Below are 15359 nucleotides of genomic sequence, written 5' to 3'. Positions count from 1 at the left end.
CTCAACTCTCCGGCGGCGCGCCGCCCTCGGCGGTTCGGCGCGCGATGAAGTCGCGCATGGCGTCCAGCCCCGGCTGATCCTGCGCGGGTGGTTCGAAATTTTTCAGAATGTCGCGCCAAACCGCAGTGGCCCGGTGGTTCGCATCGACCGATCCGCGTTCGGTCCAGGTGCCGAAATTGGCATAATCATGCAGGCGCGGTTCATAGAATTCGGTGGTGTAGCGCTCCATAGTCTGACTTGTGGCAAAGAAATGGCTTCCGGGCTCGACCTCGCGCAAGGCAGTGTCGAACCCGATCTCGGCCGAACCCGCCTGAGCCCCTGCGCACAGCTCGGCCACCATGTTCAGCACCTCGGCATCACAGACCAGCTTTTCGAAGGACACGGTCAGCCCCCCTTCCAGCCAGCCGGCCGAATGGATGATCACCGTGGCCCCCGCCATCAGGCAACCCCACAGCCCGAACTGGTTTTCATTGGCGGCCTGCACGTCATTGGCGTTAGAGGCCGATCCGGCCGCCGACCGCCACGGCAGGCCCAGATGCCGCGCCAGTTGCCCCGCCGCCAGCGAGGCCTGGAAATGCGAGGGCGTGCCAAAGGCCGGGGCGCCTGATTTCATGTCCACGTTACTGGTGAAGGTGCCATAGCAGACCGGCGCGCCGGGATTGGCCAGTTGGGTAAGGGTCAGGGCGGCCAGCGCCTCGGCATGGGACAGGGTGATCGCGCCCGCAACAGTGATCGGCGCCATCGCTCCCATCAGCGTGAACGGCGTGATGATCGACATCTGCCCGTGACGGGCAAAGTCGATCAGCCCCTGCGCCATTGGAATGTCCAGCGTGCGCGGGCTGTTGGTGTTGATGATGGTGTAGCAATGCGGCCGGGCGCGAAACTCGTCATCCGACAGGCCCCGCGCGACGGCCAGCATCTGGAAACAATCCATCACCTGCGGCGTCCCGCGCGAGAAGAAGAACGGAAACTTGTCGGTCAACTCCATCTGCGCCTGCGTCGTGAAATAGTGGCGCAGGTGAGTCGGCACGTCCTGCGGCTCGACCTGCGGCGAAATCATCTGGAACACGTCGAAATGATGGGTGAGCTTCAGGAACTCGAGGTAATCCTGCCCGCTGGCCGGGCGGCGGCCGCGTTCCAGATCGGTGGCATTGGGCGCGCCTGCGCCGGGTTGAAACACCAGGCTGCCCAGCTCCAGCGTGAAGTCGCGATGCCGCGCCCCTGCCCGGCAGGCGATGGATTTCGGGGCCGAGTCTACCGCAGCCTCGACCAGATCGCGACCGATGAACACCATTTCGCTGTCTTCATCCACCCGCGCCCCCGCGGCGGCGAACAGGCGCCGCGCCTCGGGCAGCAGGACCTTGACGCCCAGTTCCTCCAGCGTGCGGAGAGCGGTTTCGTGCATGTCGGCGATCTGGTCGGCGGGAAAGACCTCCATCACCGGAAACGGGTTGCGCAACTGGCGATAGTTAACATCCCGATGGGTCGCGGGTGCGGCCTCAGCGCCCCGGCCCCGCCGACGGCGATCCCTGCCCCGCGCCGCCACGATCAGCCCCGCATCGCCTTGCCCTCGGGGTCATAAGGCGACGGCGCGATCACCCGCGCGGGACGCTCGACCCCGACCACGTGCACCGACAGTTCGGTTCCCGGCTGTGCCTTGTCGCGGTCCACCAGCGCCATCGCCAGCGACTTGCCGATGTAATGGCCATACCCGCCCGAGGTCACGAAACCCACGCGCTGGTCGCCCGCCCAGACCGGCTCGTACCCGCTGGCATCCGCTTCCAGCGCGTCCACCTCGAGCGTCACCTGAACCTGCGCCGGGCCGTTGCCCTCACGCTCGGCCAGTGCCGCGTCCTTGCCCACGAAGTCCTTGTCCCAGTCAATCCAACGGTCCAAGCCGGTCATGCCGGGGGTGTAGGCCTGGGTGAACTCGGCCGACCAGATGCCAAAGCTTTTCTCAAGCCGCGTGGACAGCATCGCGTTGAAGCCGCATTCGCGGATGCCTTCGCTGGCTCCGGCCTCAAGCAGCGCGCGGCGCAGGGCGATGTGGTCGCCACAGCGGCAGTTGATCTCGTATCCCTTTTCGCCGGTGACCGACATGCGGGCGACGCGGGCGCGCACGAGGCCGATGTCGTAGTCACCGCAGCCCATGAATTTCAGGGTTGAGATATCCTGCTCGGCCAGTTTCTCGACCACCGCCTGCGATTTCGGGCCAACCACGGCAAAGCCGCAGACCTCCTCGCCCAGGTCGCGCACGGTGACCCCGTCGATCATGTGATCGTCGAACCAGCGCATGTGCCAGGCCCGCAGGTAATAGCTGCCCATGATCCACCAGGTGCCGTCGCCCCAGTTCAGAACCGTCAGGTCGCCCTTGAGCCGCCCGTTCTCGCCCAGCATCGGTGCCAGTTTCGCGCGGCCCGGTCCCGGCAGTTTCGAGGCCATCACCTTGTTTAGCCAGATTTCCGCATTCGGCCCCGAAACCTCGAACCGTGAAAACCCGGTGATGTCCATCAGGCCTACGCCTTCGCGGATGGTGCGGCATTCCTCGGCCACGATGTCGAAGGCATTCGAGCGTTTGAGCGTCGGCGTTTCCTCGAACCCCTTGGGCGCGAAATAAAGCGGCACCTCGAGATCCCAGCTGACCCCCCATTTGCAACCCGCCTCGGTCATTGCGTCATGGGCCGGCGACATCTTCAACGGGCGTCCGGCGGGCAGTTGCTCGTTCGGATAGGTCATCACGAAGCGGCGGGAATAGAATTGGCCGGTGGTTTCGCGGATGTAGCGCTTGTTCTGGGCAAAGTCGCCATAGCGCGCCACATCCATCGGCCAGGCGTCGGCCTCGGGCTCGCCATGGATCATCCATTCGGCCAGCGTCTTGCCGACGCCGCCGCCCTGCAGGAACCCGGCCATCACCGCGCAGGCAGTCCAATAGCCGCGCTTGCCCGGCACCGGACCGACCAGAGGGTTGCCGTCCGGCGAGAAGGTGAAGGCGCCGTTCACCCATGTCTTGATGCCCACATTCTGGATCGCCGGGTAGCGCTGAAAGCCTAGCATCAGTTCGTTCTCGATGCGGTCCAGCTGCTCCTGGAACAGCTCCTCGCCATAGTTCCATGGCGCGCCGTCCATGGCCCAGTGCTCGTGATCGACCTCGTAGATGCCAACCAGAACGCCCTTCTGGTCCTGCCGCATGTAGGTGAAGCCCTCCAGATCCACGGTCATCGGCATCTCGAAATCGGCCGCAGCGACCTCGGGCACCGTGTCGGTGATCAGATAGTGGTGTTTCAGCGGAGAGACCGGCAGCTCGACCCCGGCCATGCGCCCCACCTGCTTTGCCCACAGGCCGGCAGCGTTGACCACATGTTCGCAGGTGATCGTGCCCCGGTCGGTCACCACCTGCCAGCCATCGGCGGTCTGGATCAGTTCCTCAACCTTGGTTTCCTCATAGTATTCTGCCCCGCGCTTTTTGGCTGCGGTAGCATAGGCCTGAACGGTGCCCGTGGTATCAATATAGCCTTCGCGGTCGGCCCACATCGCGCCCAGAATGCCGTCGGTGGACATGATCGGGCAGCGTTTCTGCGCCTCTTCCGGGCTCAGCAATTCGCAATCGTCTATGCCGATGGACTGGAAGATGCGGTAATTCGCCTGCAACCACTCCCACCGTTCGGGGGTTCCGGCCAACGTCAGACCACCGGTCATGTGCAGGCCGATATTCTGACCCGATTCCTTCTCGATCTCGCTCAGAAGGTCGATCGTATAGGCCTGCAGCGCCGCCATGTTCGGATCGGCGTTCAGCGCGTGGATACCCCCCGCCGCATGCCATGACGACCCCGACGCCAGACGCCGTCGTTCCAGCATGACCACATCCGACCAACCGAACTTGGCCAGATGATACAGAACCGAGGCGCCGACGACGCCACCCCCGATGACCACAACGCGATACTGCGATTTCATCCCGACCTCCCCTGGACGATTCCCAAAGGACGCTAGGGGCACTGTTCACTTCTGTCTAGACATTTCTGTACAGTGCTGTCAGGCACTGGCGCTGGGCCGCGCCTGCACGCTGTCGAACCAGGCTCGGGTTGCCGTGTTGCCCTCGGGGATGCGCATCTTGATGACACGGGCGAAATCCACGAAAACGAAGGTCGAGATATCGGCCAGCGAGAACGCCTCGCCCGCGATGAAGGGGCTGTCTTGCAAGCGTTCTTCGAGCAGGTCGAAGAACGCCCCGACGCGCGCGATGCCGCGTTCGGCCAGTTCAGGGATCTGCGCGTGGTTCTGCGGGCCGGGAATGGCGCGGTCCTTGAAGGCCGGATGCGTGTTGCGCAGCGCGTCGGCGATGGGCGCCCCGCCCTGTTGTTCGACGATCGCGTTCCACATCAGCACCAGCCCTTTCTCGTCCGGCGTCCGCCCCATCAAAGGGGGCTCGGGGAAACGCGCCTCGAGATAGGCGGCGATACCGAGGTTCTCGGTCAGAACGGCGCCCTCGTCGGTAACCAGCACCGGAATGGTGGCGCGGGGGTTCACCTTGCGAAACGCCTCGCTCAGTTGCTCGCCCTTGGCGATCGAGATGTCGCGGGTTTCGATCTGCAGCCCTTTTTCGGCGATGAACATGCGGGCGCGGCGCGGGTTCGGAGCGGTAGAGCAATCGTAAAACAGCATGGGCGGTCCTTTGCGTGAACGTCACGCGAAGGTTAGACCGCCCGCCGTGCCGGGATCGAGTCCCTGCGCAAAGTGACCCTGCGGAACGCTGCTCAGCGCCGGTAGATGAAGCAGCGACCCGGAACCGCGCCTTCGGGGAGGGGCTGTTCCGCCAGCGTTTCGAAATACATCCGGTCGCTCGAGACCATCAAACCGCCTTCGGCCAGTAGTGGTTCTATCAGCGGCGACACGAAGCGGGCGAAGGCATCGTTCTTTTCCCTGTTGTGGCCGCCCAGATCGGCGTGAATCAGGCTGGCGGTTGCGCCGAACCGATCCAGCGCGGCGGGCAGCGTCTCGCGCACGTCGCCCAGGATCAGACGATCTTCGGACGGGGTTGAATCCGGGTGCGAGGCCACCGCGCGCTCGAACACATAGACCGGACGATCCTGGATGCGCTGGATCATGTGATGATAGGTCCGCCCGTTGCCCAGCCCCAGTTCGAACACCGGACCGGCCATGCCGGACGTCTGGGCGATGGCGGCATCCAAGCAGGCCCGCTGCGAAACCATGCGGTCGATGAACAGGTCCAAGCGGCTTTGTTGATGTGGCACGATCTGATCTCTCCGTGATACCTTTGCAGGCCCGTTGGCGCGGACCGGTCGGGCCTTGGATGACAAAAACTCAAGGCTTTGTGTAGGGACAATGCGCCAAGGGACGCGAGTCCGCGACGTTTTCCCCCAAGAAGGTGTTTGACTAGTTGCCCCCGGGCGCGCGAAACTGCGTCCAAAAAACAGGGAGTTGATCAAAGCCATGCCCACCGGCGGCCAAACGGGCGGAACCTCCGCATGACGGCCTTGCTGTCTGTCCGAGACCTAAGCATTGGTTTCGGGGACGGAGACTCCGTCGTCAAAGATGTGAGCTTCGATGTCGAGGCCGGACAAACGCTGGCTTTGGTCGGAGAGTCCGGGTCGGGCAAGACCATATCATGCCGGGCGGTGCTGCGTATCCTGCCCCGCGCGGCGCAGATACGGAAGGGCACGATCACCTTCGGCACCGGGCAGGATCAGCTTGATCTTGCCACGCTCGGCGAGCGCAGGATGCGCGACATCCGGGGGAACCGGATCTCGATGATCTTTCAAGAGCCGATGCGGTCGCTGTCGCCGCTGCACAAGATCGGCAACCAGGTCAGCGAAGTCTTGTGGCTGCATCGCGGGGCCTCGGAATCCGAGGCCCGCAAGGAAGTGCTGAAACAGTTCGAACGTGTCGGCTTTCCCGATCCCGTGCGGGCCTATGACTCGTATCCTTTTGAAATGTCGGGCGGGATGCGACAGCGGGCGATGATTGCCATGGCCATGGTGGCCAAGCCCGACCTGCTGATCGCCGACGAGCCCACCACCGCGCTGGACGTGACGACGCAGGCGCAGGTTTTGGGGCTGATCAAGGACCTGCAGCAGGAAACCGGGATGGCGCTGATCCTTGTGACGCATGACCTGGGCGTGGTGGCCAACATGGCCGAACAGGTGGTCGTGATGCACAAGGGCCGCGTGATGGAGGCGGGTCCCGCCGCGCTGATCCTGAGCGAACCGGCGCATCCCTATACGCAGCAATTGTTCGAGGCCGCGCCGGAAATCCCAGACGAGGACGCCGTGGGCATCCCCATGCCGGACGAGGATCTGATCCTCGAGATGAAGGGCGTTTCCAAGACCTACACGATGCGGGCGGGCCGCGGGTGGAAGGCCGACAAGCTGATCCACGCCTGTCGTGGCATCGACCTGAAGCTGGCAAGGGGCAAAACGCTGGCCGTGGTCGGCGAAAGCGGGTCGGGCAAGACCACAGCCGCGCGCATCGCGTTGGGCGCAGAACTGCCCGATCCCGGCGGCGAGGTTCTGTTTCGCGCTACGCCGCAGGACGATCCGATCCTGGTGCATCAGATGACGCGCGCCGAACGTACCGTGTTCCAGCGCAAAGCGCAGATGGTGTTTCAGGACCCTTACAGCTCGCTCAGCCCGCGGATGCGCATTCAAGACGCGATGACCGAACCGCTCGAGATTCACGGGATCGGCACCTCGGCGGAGCAACGCGAAAAGGCGGCCGAGATGCTCAAGCGCGTCGGGCTGAACGCCGACATGTTGAAACGCTATCCGCATGCCTTTTCCGGTGGCCAGCGCCAGCGACTGTCGATTGCCCGCGCGATGATGTTGGACCCCACGCTGATCATCTGCGACGAACCGACCTCGGCGCTGGATGTTTCGGTGCAGGAACAGATCCTGACACTACTTGAGGAACTGCAGGACAGCCTGAACCTGTCCTATTTCTTCATCTCGCACGACCTAGCAGTGGTGGCCCGAATCGCGGACGAGGTCGCCGTGATGCGGCAGGGGCTGGTGGTCGAACAGGCCCCGCCCGAGACGCTGTTCTACAATCCCCGCCACCCCTACACAAAGGCGCTGATCGCGGCCCAGCCCGAGCCCGACATCAACCGCCCTATCGACCTGAAGCTCGTCGCCCTAGGCGCCGGATCACCGGACAGTTGGGATGACGCCTTTCGTTTCTCGGACACCGTGATACCTTCACTGGTAGAGATGGAGCCCGGCCATAAGGTACGTTGCCATGTTTAAGACCCCTCGATTACTGACGCTGGCCACCGTTCTGGCCTCTGCCTTCGGGCTTGCCGCACAGGCGGACACCCCGCCCGATCTGCAGGAAAGCACATTCTGGAAAACCGAGGTCGATGCCGGGAACCTGCCACCGATACAGGACCGTATCCCGCAAGAGCCGCTGATCGTGGATCTGGAGGCCAAGGGCCGCGCCTTTGGCAAACAGGGGGGCACCCTGCGCACCATGGTCACCCGGTCCAAGGACATCCGCCAGATGGTCGTCTATGGCTATGCGCGGCTGGTGGGCTATGATGCCGATTACAACCTGGTTCCCGACCTGTTGGCCAGCTACGAGAACGAGGATAACCGCAAGTTCACGCTGCATCTGCGCAAAGGCCACAAATGGTCCAATGGCGAGCCCTTCACGTCGGAAGATTTCCGGTACTGGTGGGAGGACGTCGCCAACAACGAATTGCTCAGCCCCTCGGGCCCACCCGATTTCCTGCGGATCGAGGGCAAGTTTCCCAAGGTCTCGTTTCCCGATGAAACGACCGTGATCTATGAATGGGAAGATCCCAACCCGAACTTCCTTCAGTCGCTGGCGCAGGCGCGCCCGCCCTTCATCTATCGGCCGGCCGAATTCCTAAAACGCTATCACGAGAAATACGCCGACAAGGAAGAGCTTGCATTCCAGGTTGACGATGCCCGCGTCAAAAGCTGGGCCGCGCTGCACAACAAGCTGGACAACCTCTACAAGTACGACAACCACGAACTGCCGACTCTTCAGCCTTGGTTGAATGCCAGCTCGGGCAAGAAGATCCGGCACAATTTCGTACGCAATCCCTACTACCACCGCATCGACGCCAAGGGCGTGCAACTGCCTTATATCGACGTGGTCGAGATGGAGATCGTCGCGCCCGGCCTGGTCGCCGCCAAGGCAAATGCCGGCGAGACCGATCTGCAGGGCCGCGGGCTTGACTTCCGCGATGCCTCGATCCTGAAAAAGGGCGAGGCGCAGGGCAACTACAAGACCTTGCTGTGGAAGACCGGTGTCGCCTCGCAAATCGCGATCTATCCCAATCTGAACTATGAAGACGCGGTCTGGCGCGATGTGCTGCGCGATGTACGCGTCCGCCGGGCGCTGTCGCTGGCGATCGACCGGCAGACCATCAATCAGGCCCTGTATTTCAAACTGGCGCATCCGGCGGCCATGTCGGTCCTGCCGGCCTCGCCCTTCTACAGTGAGGAGAACGCGCAGGCCTGGGCGCAGTTCGATGTCGACCAGGCCAATGCCCTGCTGGACGAAGCCGGCTTGGACAAGCGGGACAGGAACGGCATCCGTCTGCTGCCCGACGGCCGCTCGATGGAGTTGGTGATCGAAACCGCCGGCGAAAGGCAAGAAGTCGAGAACGCGCTGCAGATCGTCACCGACACTTGGCGCGAGATTGGCGTCAAGCTGGTGATGCGCCCGCTGGACCGGGACATTCTACGCAACCGGGTGTTTGCCGGAAACACGATGGCCTCGGTCTGGTACGGATGGGACAACGGGATCCCGCAGGTCTATACTTCGCCGCTGTATGTGGCGCCCACCGACCAGGTGTTTCTGTCCTGGCCGAAATGGGGTCAGCACTATCAAACCGGCGGCGGTTCCGGCGAGCCGCCCGATCTGCCCGAGGCGCAGCGCCTTCTGGAACTGGCCCATGACTGGCAGGTCGCCACCGACGACGACCAGCGCCGCGCGGCTTGGGAAGCCATGCTCAAAATCCACGCCGAACAGGTCTATGCCATCGGCATCCTGAACGGAGCGCCGCAACCGATCGTGTTATCCAACCGCCTGCGCAACGTGCCGGAACAAGCCATGTGGGCATGGGAACCCGGCGCACATTTCGGAGTGCACCGGCCCGACGAATTCTTCTTGGCGGACTGACGAGGGCTGACCGATGATCATGCTCCGCTATGCGGTGTATCGCTTTTTCACGATGCTGCTGACGCTTCTGGTGGTGTCGGTGATGATCTTCGTGATCATCAACCTGCCGCCCGGCGACTATCTCAGCAACCAGATCGCGGAATTGCAGGCCTCGGGGCAGTCGGCGGGCGTGGCCAAGGCCGAGTTCCTGCGCAAGGAATATGCGCTGGACCGGCCGATGTGGCAACAATACCTGATTTGGATGGGGTTTATCCCCGGCCCCCACGGGTTCGAGGGGCTGCTGCAAGGCAACTATGGCTGGTCTTTCGAATTCGACCGCCCCGTGGCCGAGATCGTGGGCGATACGCTGTGGCTGACGGTCGTGGTCAACCTGGCGGCCATCCTGTTCGTCTATGCCGTGGCCCTGCCGTTGGGCGTGATGGCGGCGGCCAAATCCCGGACCTGGGTCGATTACACGACCGCTTTCGTGGGCTATCTGGGGCTGGCCACACCCAACTTTCTGCTGGCGCTGATCCTGTTCTACTACGGCCACCGCTATTTCAACCTGCCCATCGGCGGGTTGATGGACCCGATCTACGAAGGCCAGCCGATGAGCTGGGACAAGATGAAGTCGATCCTGGTGCATCTGATCGTACCCACCTTCGTGATCGGTACCTCGGGCGCCTCGGCGATGATGCAGCGCCTGCGTGCCAACATGCTGGACGAATTGGGCAAGCCCTATGTCGAAACCGCCATCGCCAAGGGGATGGCGCCGTCGCGGATGCTGACGAAATACCCGCTGCGCGTGGCATTCAACCCCTTCGTGGCCGATATCGGCAACCTGCTGCCCTCGATGGTGTCGGGCTCGGTTCTGGTGTCGGTGGTGCTGGGTTTGCAGACCATCGGCCCCACTCTGCTGACGGCGCTTAAAACACAGGATCAGTTCCTGTCGGCCTTCATCCTGATGTTCGTGGCCCTGCTGACCCTGATCGGCACCATGATTTCCGACATCCTGCTGGTCATGCTTGACCCGCGCATCCGCTACGAGGGGCGTGAGGCATGAGTAGACTTCCCGATGGCCGCTATGTCGATGACGCCCCGTTCGACCCGCAGGCCGCCCTGCAGGAGCTGGAGCGCAAGGACCTAGACGCTCCCAACTGGGTGCTGGTCTGGCGCAAGTTCAAGACACACAGGCTGGGCCTGATCTCGGGCATCTTCCTGCTGTTGTGCTACCTGATGCTGCCCTTTGCCGGGTTCATTGCGCCCTACGGGCCGAATGACCGCAACGGAGAGCACCTGTACGCCCCGCCTCAATCGGTGAACTGGTTTCACGACGGAGAGTTCATCGGGCCCTTCGTCTATCCGACCGTGGCCGAGGCCGATCTTGAGACCTTCCAGTGGAAATTCGTGACCGACACGGACGACCCGCGCAAGATCCGGTTCTTCTGCGAGGGTTCGGAATACAAACTGGCTGGGTTGATCCCTTCCAACACGCACCTGTTCTGCCCGCCCGAGGGCACGACCCTGTTCCTGTGGGGGTCCGACCGGCTGGGCCGCGACGTGTTCAGCCGCATCCTCTACGGCGCGCAGCTGTCGCTGACGGTGGGCCTGATCGGCATTTCGGTCTCGTTCTTCCTGGGTATCCTGTTCGGATCACTGGCCGGCTATTTCGGCGGGCGGATCGACTGGGTCATCAACCGCGTGATCGAGATCCTGCGGTCGCTGCCCGAACTGCCCCTGTGGCTGGCGCTGTCGGCGGCAGTGCCGTCGAACTGGTCACCGGTGGCTGTGTTCTTCATCATCTCGATCATCCTCGGCATCCTCGACTGGCCCGGCCTGGCCCGTTCCGTGCGCGCCAAATTCCTGTCGCTGCGCGAAGAGGAATATGTCCGCGCTGCCGAGATGATGGGCGCCAGTTCCGGCCGGGTGATCCGCAAGCATCTGCTGCCCAACTTCATGTCGCATCTGATTGCCTCGGCCACGCTGTCGATACCGGCCATGATCCTGGGGGAAACGGCGCTCAGCTTCCTGGGCCTCGGCCTGCGGGCACCGGCGGTCAGCTGGGGCGTGATGCTGAACGACGCGCAGAACCTCGCCTCGATCGAGATCTACCCTTGGACCGCCATCCCGATGCTGCCGATCATCGTGGTGGTGTTGGCTTTCAATTTCCTGGGTGACGGGCTGCGCGACAGTCTAGACCCCTATCAGCAATGAGCCTGCTGGCGGCGCTTCCGCCGGCCGGGGCCTATCGGGTCAGCGGGTCCGGTGCGCTGCCAAGCGCCTTTGCCGTCTCGGACCTGGCCACCGCCAGTTTCGCCGCCGTCGGGTTCGAACTTGCCCGGTTCATGCAGGCGGCCAACCTTGCCGCAGCGACGCCGGCCGTGTCGGTCGATCGTCGTCTGGCGTCCCTCTGGTTCGGGTATTCCTTAAAGCCCGACGGGTGGGAAATGCCGAACCTCTGGGATCCGATCGCCGGCGACTATCAGGCTGCCGACGGCTGGATCCGGTTGCACACCAACCTGCCCCACCATCGGGCGGCCGCGCTCAGGGTGCTGGACACCCTGGCCGACCGCACTGCGGTGACGCAGGCCATCCGCAACTGGTCGATCTCGGATCTGGAGACCCGGATCGTGGCCGAAGGCGGCGTTGCGGCAGCCATGCGCAGCCGCACCGAGTGGCTCGACCACCCGCAAGGCCGCGCCGTCGCCCGCGACCCCTTGATCGGCTGGCACGGTCCGCGCCGGATCACGCTGCGCGACCGGCCCCGGGCAACCGCCGCCCGCCCCTTGTCGGGGCTGCGGGTGCTGGACCTGACCCGCGTTCTGGCCGGGCCAGTCTCGACCCGGACACTGGCGGGTTTCGGGGCGCAGGTGTTGCGAATCGACCCTCCGGACTGGGACGAGCCCGGGGTGATCCCCGACATTTCACTGGGCAAGCGCTGTGCCTATCTGGATTTGAAATCGCCGGCAGGAATGGACCGACTGCAGGAGCTGTTGGCCCAAGCCGATGTGTTCGTGCACGGCTATCGCCCAGGGGCGCTGGACGCACTGGGCCTCGACAAGGCCAAACGCGACGAGATTGCACCCAACCGCATCGAGGTCACGCTGGACGCCTATGGCTGGCAGGGGCCTTGGGCGGCTCGGCGCGGATTCGACAGCTTGGTACAGATGAGCGCAGGCATCGCCGATGCCGGCCGTCTGTGGGCCAAGGCCGAAAAGCCGACCCCGCTGCCGGTTCAGGCTTTGGACCACGCGACCGGCTACCTGATGGCCGCCGCCGTCCTCTCGGCCCTGACCGAGGCCACCTTGGGCCGTTCTGTCATGGATGCCCGGCTGTCGCTGGCCCGCACGGCCGAGCTTCTGGCCAGCCTCGCCAAGACCGAGACCACCGAAGACATCACCAAGCCGACCCCTGCGGACTATGCCCACGACACCGAGCAATCGGGGTGGGGGCCGGGTCATCGTCTGAAGCCCGCACTGAACGTCGGGCCGGCCGGCATGCACTGGCCCCTGCACGCGTCCCAGCTGGGCACCTCCTCCCCCGTGTGGGAGCCGTCCTGACCCCACGCGCCACCGCCGCTCGGTCAGCGGTCATCGCCGCCCGGCCCGATATCGTCCAGATAGTCTTCGTCGATCGCGGCCTGAACCGCACCGGTCACCGCCTCGCGCTGCTGCGGCGTCAGGTCGCCGGCCTCCTTGCCGTCGGCCAGTCGCACAGTCACTTCACGGTGGGCGAACTGGATGCCTTCGCGCGCGAACAGTTCCCTGATCTCCTGATAGACCCGCTTGCGCACCAGCCATTGGTCGCCCGGCTTGGTCATAAACTTGACCCGGATGATCATCGCGGAATCCTGCATCTCGATCACGCCCTGCGATTTGAGAGGCTGGATGAAATTGTCGCCGATCACCGGATCGCTCAGCAATTCCTGCCCCAGCTTCTTGATCAGCTTGCGCACCTTTTCGACATCGGTGTCATAGGTCACCCGCAGAGGAAGCTTCATGATGACCCAGTCGCGGGAATAGTTGGTCAGCACCTTGATCTCGCCGAAGGGTATGGTGTTCAGCGCCCCCAGATGGTGGCGCAGCTGCATCGACCGGACCGAGATCTTTTCGACCGTCCCCTTCACGTCGCCGATATCGACATATTCGCCCTTGCGGAACGCATCGTCCAACAGAAAGAACGCGCCCGAAAAGATATCCCGCACCAGCGTCTGCGCCCCAAAGCCCACCGCCAGGCCGACGACACCGGCGCCGGCAAACAACGGGCTGACATTGATGCCAACCTCCATCAGGGCGATCAACCCGATCGAGACCACCACGATGGCCAGAATGGCGCCGCGGAACAGCGGAAGCAGTGTTGCCAACCGGCTCTGGCTGGCTTCGCCGCCCTCGTCGCCCAATTCGGCCTGACCGCCACCATCCTCGACTTCTTCGGCGATTTTCATATCGATCCAGATCCGGAAGAAATGGAACAGGATATACCCGATGAACAGGATCACCATCACGTCCAGCGCGCGCCCGACGGGCAGATCCTCGCTCCAACTGGCTTCGGGATTCCAGATGACCACCAGCGCATAGATGCCGACCACGAAGGCCAGAATGCCGGCCACCCGCCGGGCCAGATCCTCGTAGGTGACCATCGTGTGGCGCCGCTGCTCGGCCTCGGGCGTTTCCGAAGTCTCGCGCGCCTCGTCATCCGTGTCTGCCTCGGCGTTTATCGCCTCGATCTGGCGATTGCGGTCGAAATACCGTTCCAGAACATAGTTCATGGCCCCGTAGGCGATGACCACGGACATGAAGATCAGATAGCTGCTGGCCACGATCGGAATCGAATCCTCGGTTTCGAGAACCAGATCCACCGCCAACTTGAACCAACTGAACACCAGGTAGACGATCAGCACCGGAGCCCAGCCGAAGGATACGAAGCGCAGCAGCCACGACACCTGATCCGGCCTGCGCCCGCCCCGGATCGCGTTCGAGATCGCCCGCGCGTTGAACAGGATCATCAGGATGTTTCCGACCAGCCCGATCAGGGTCAGGCTGCCATATACCATGGCATAAACGTTGTAGTTGAGGCCAAAATCCGCCACCCAAGTCGAAAACAGAACCGCGGTGATGTCGTAAGTCGCCAGCGCTGAGGCCCAGATGTAAAGCCGCTTGGCGTCCCGGTCCGAAAACGGCGGCAGGCGATATTGACTGAGATACGGTGACAGCACCATGCGCCACAGGTCCGAAACCGTACGCGACAGGAAAAAGGCCGTGAAGATGGCGGTCACCGTGAACTGGATCGAGACGTCCTCAGACTGGCCGAAGAACAGATAGCCCACCAACAGCGCCATCAGCATGGCAAAGACGGTGGCCCCGATTCCCATCAGGAACCGGAACACGAGAAATGGCATCTTTTCTCGATACCCTTGCGGGTTTTCCTTGATCCGGGCGACGACCCACCGTCGGGCAAAACGCTTGCCGTACAGCTCGATCGACAGCCACCGACCCAGCAGCAGGAACAGGATGTTCCAGCCCAGAACCTCGACATAGGTCATGATCCGACCATCGGGGCTGGTCTGTTCCAGAATGTAACGAACCTCGAAGATCGAATAGGGCAACGCCTCGAGCCGCGACCGGACGGCCTCGCTAAATTTGGCAACGCGCTCCTGCGCCTTCATCAACTGCGAGCTTTCCGACATCGGATCATGCGGCGCGTCCTCAGCCAGAGCGGTGGACCCGGCACCCGAGGGCACCACCTTTCCGGCACTGTCAATCACGATGACGCTGGCCCCTGCCTCGGTTGCCGCGCGTATGGCGGCGGCAATATCCGAGTCGCTGCTCGTCCCGACCTGGTCGTCCGACCCCGTCGGATACCCCGGAATCAGCGAGGTCTGGGCCGGCGCCTGCATCGCACCTGCGACCATCATCGCCCAACACAGGCACATCACGCGGACAAGAATTGTCAGATTCATAAGGCTTGGCACCCAATTTCATATCGGCTGTCCGCCAGCCTACAAGCGCGCGCGGCCCTGTTCAAACCGTCCGGCCGAGATTTCCCGACAACGTGTAGTGGCGTGTTTTTTTCCAACATTCCTGACGGCCGGCATATTTTCAAATGCCTGATTTCCGAGTAACACATCCGAGACCGGCCATCCCGCGCCAGCAAACCCGTTTCGGGTCCACGTCGGCAAATGCCCTAGGGCTGTTGCCGAATCGCAATGCCTGACGCAT

Annotated in this window: 10 protein-coding genes; 5 read left to right on the top strand and 5 right to left on the bottom strand. The window is 63.3% G+C overall.

The annotated features are described in order from the left end of the window. Position 1: 1 nt before the first annotated feature. The 4 genes from AC2FMN_RS05710 to AC2FMN_RS05695 form a co-directional block, all read right to left on the bottom strand. Positions 2-1546 (bottom strand): trimethylamine methyltransferase family protein, encoded by a 1545-nt coding sequence (locus tag AC2FMN_RS05710; protein WP_496686870.1) that lies wholly within the window; start codon positions 1544-1546, stop codon positions 2-4. 2 nt (positions 1547-1548) lie between these two features. After that, on the bottom strand, positions 1549-3951 hold the full coding sequence (locus tag AC2FMN_RS05705) for a GcvT family protein (protein WP_496686869.1): 2403 nt from the start codon (positions 3949-3951) through the stop codon (positions 1549-1551). A gap of 78 nt (positions 3952-4029) precedes the next feature. Continuing rightward, positions 4030-4659, bottom strand: coding sequence for a glutathione S-transferase family protein (locus tag AC2FMN_RS05700; RefSeq protein WP_496686868.1), 630 nt, complete (start codon positions 4657-4659; stop codon positions 4030-4032). Between the two features lie 92 nt (positions 4660-4751). After that, entirely contained in the window at positions 4752-5249 is a 498-nt protein-coding gene (locus AC2FMN_RS05695) for a class I SAM-dependent methyltransferase (protein ID WP_496686866.1), read from the bottom strand. Positions 5250-5483: 234 nt separating this feature from the next. Here AC2FMN_RS05695 and AC2FMN_RS05690 point away from each other — a divergent pair, with 234 nt between their 5' ends. From AC2FMN_RS05690 to AC2FMN_RS05670, 5 genes are read left to right on the top strand one after another with little or no spacing between them, the layout of a single operon-like run. Further along, the gene (locus AC2FMN_RS05690) at positions 5484-7256 is read left to right on the top strand and encodes an ABC transporter ATP-binding protein (protein ID WP_496686865.1); all 1773 of its coding nucleotides are present in this window, start codon (positions 5484-5486) and stop codon (positions 7254-7256) included. Further along, positions 7249-9162 (top strand): ABC transporter substrate-binding protein, encoded by a 1914-nt coding sequence (locus AC2FMN_RS05685; RefSeq protein ID WP_496686863.1) that lies wholly within the window; start codon positions 7249-7251, stop codon positions 9160-9162. The genes AC2FMN_RS05690 and AC2FMN_RS05685 overlap by 8 nt, the downstream gene beginning before the upstream one ends. A gap of 13 nt (positions 9163-9175) precedes the next feature. Continuing rightward, a complete protein-coding gene (locus tag AC2FMN_RS05680) occupies positions 9176-10204 on the top strand; it encodes an ABC transporter permease (protein WP_496678962.1) in 1029 nt (342 codons plus the stop codon). Continuing rightward, positions 10201-11355 carry an ABC transporter permease gene (locus tag AC2FMN_RS05675; RefSeq protein ID WP_496678964.1) on the top strand — a complete coding sequence of 385 codons (1155 nt, stop codon included), beginning with the start codon at positions 10201-10203 and terminating at the stop codon, positions 11353-11355. Before AC2FMN_RS05680 ends, AC2FMN_RS05675 begins: the two co-directional genes overlap by 4 nt. After that, on the top strand, positions 11352-12701 hold the full coding sequence (locus tag AC2FMN_RS05670; protein ID WP_496686862.1) for a CoA transferase: 1350 nt from the start codon (positions 11352-11354) through the stop codon (positions 12699-12701). The genes AC2FMN_RS05675 and AC2FMN_RS05670 overlap by 4 nt, the downstream gene beginning before the upstream one ends. 23 nt (positions 12702-12724) lie before the next feature. On the opposite strand, the gene AC2FMN_RS05665 is transcribed toward AC2FMN_RS05670, so the two are convergent. Beyond that, entirely contained in the window at positions 12725-15100 is a 2376-nt protein-coding gene (locus AC2FMN_RS05665) for a mechanosensitive ion channel domain-containing protein (RefSeq protein WP_496686860.1), read from the bottom strand. Positions 15101-15359 lie beyond the last annotated feature (259 nt).

The organism is Ruegeria sp. BHSC037 (genome assembly GCF_059613045.1).
This window is presented reverse-complemented; position numbering and strand designations above follow the sequence as displayed.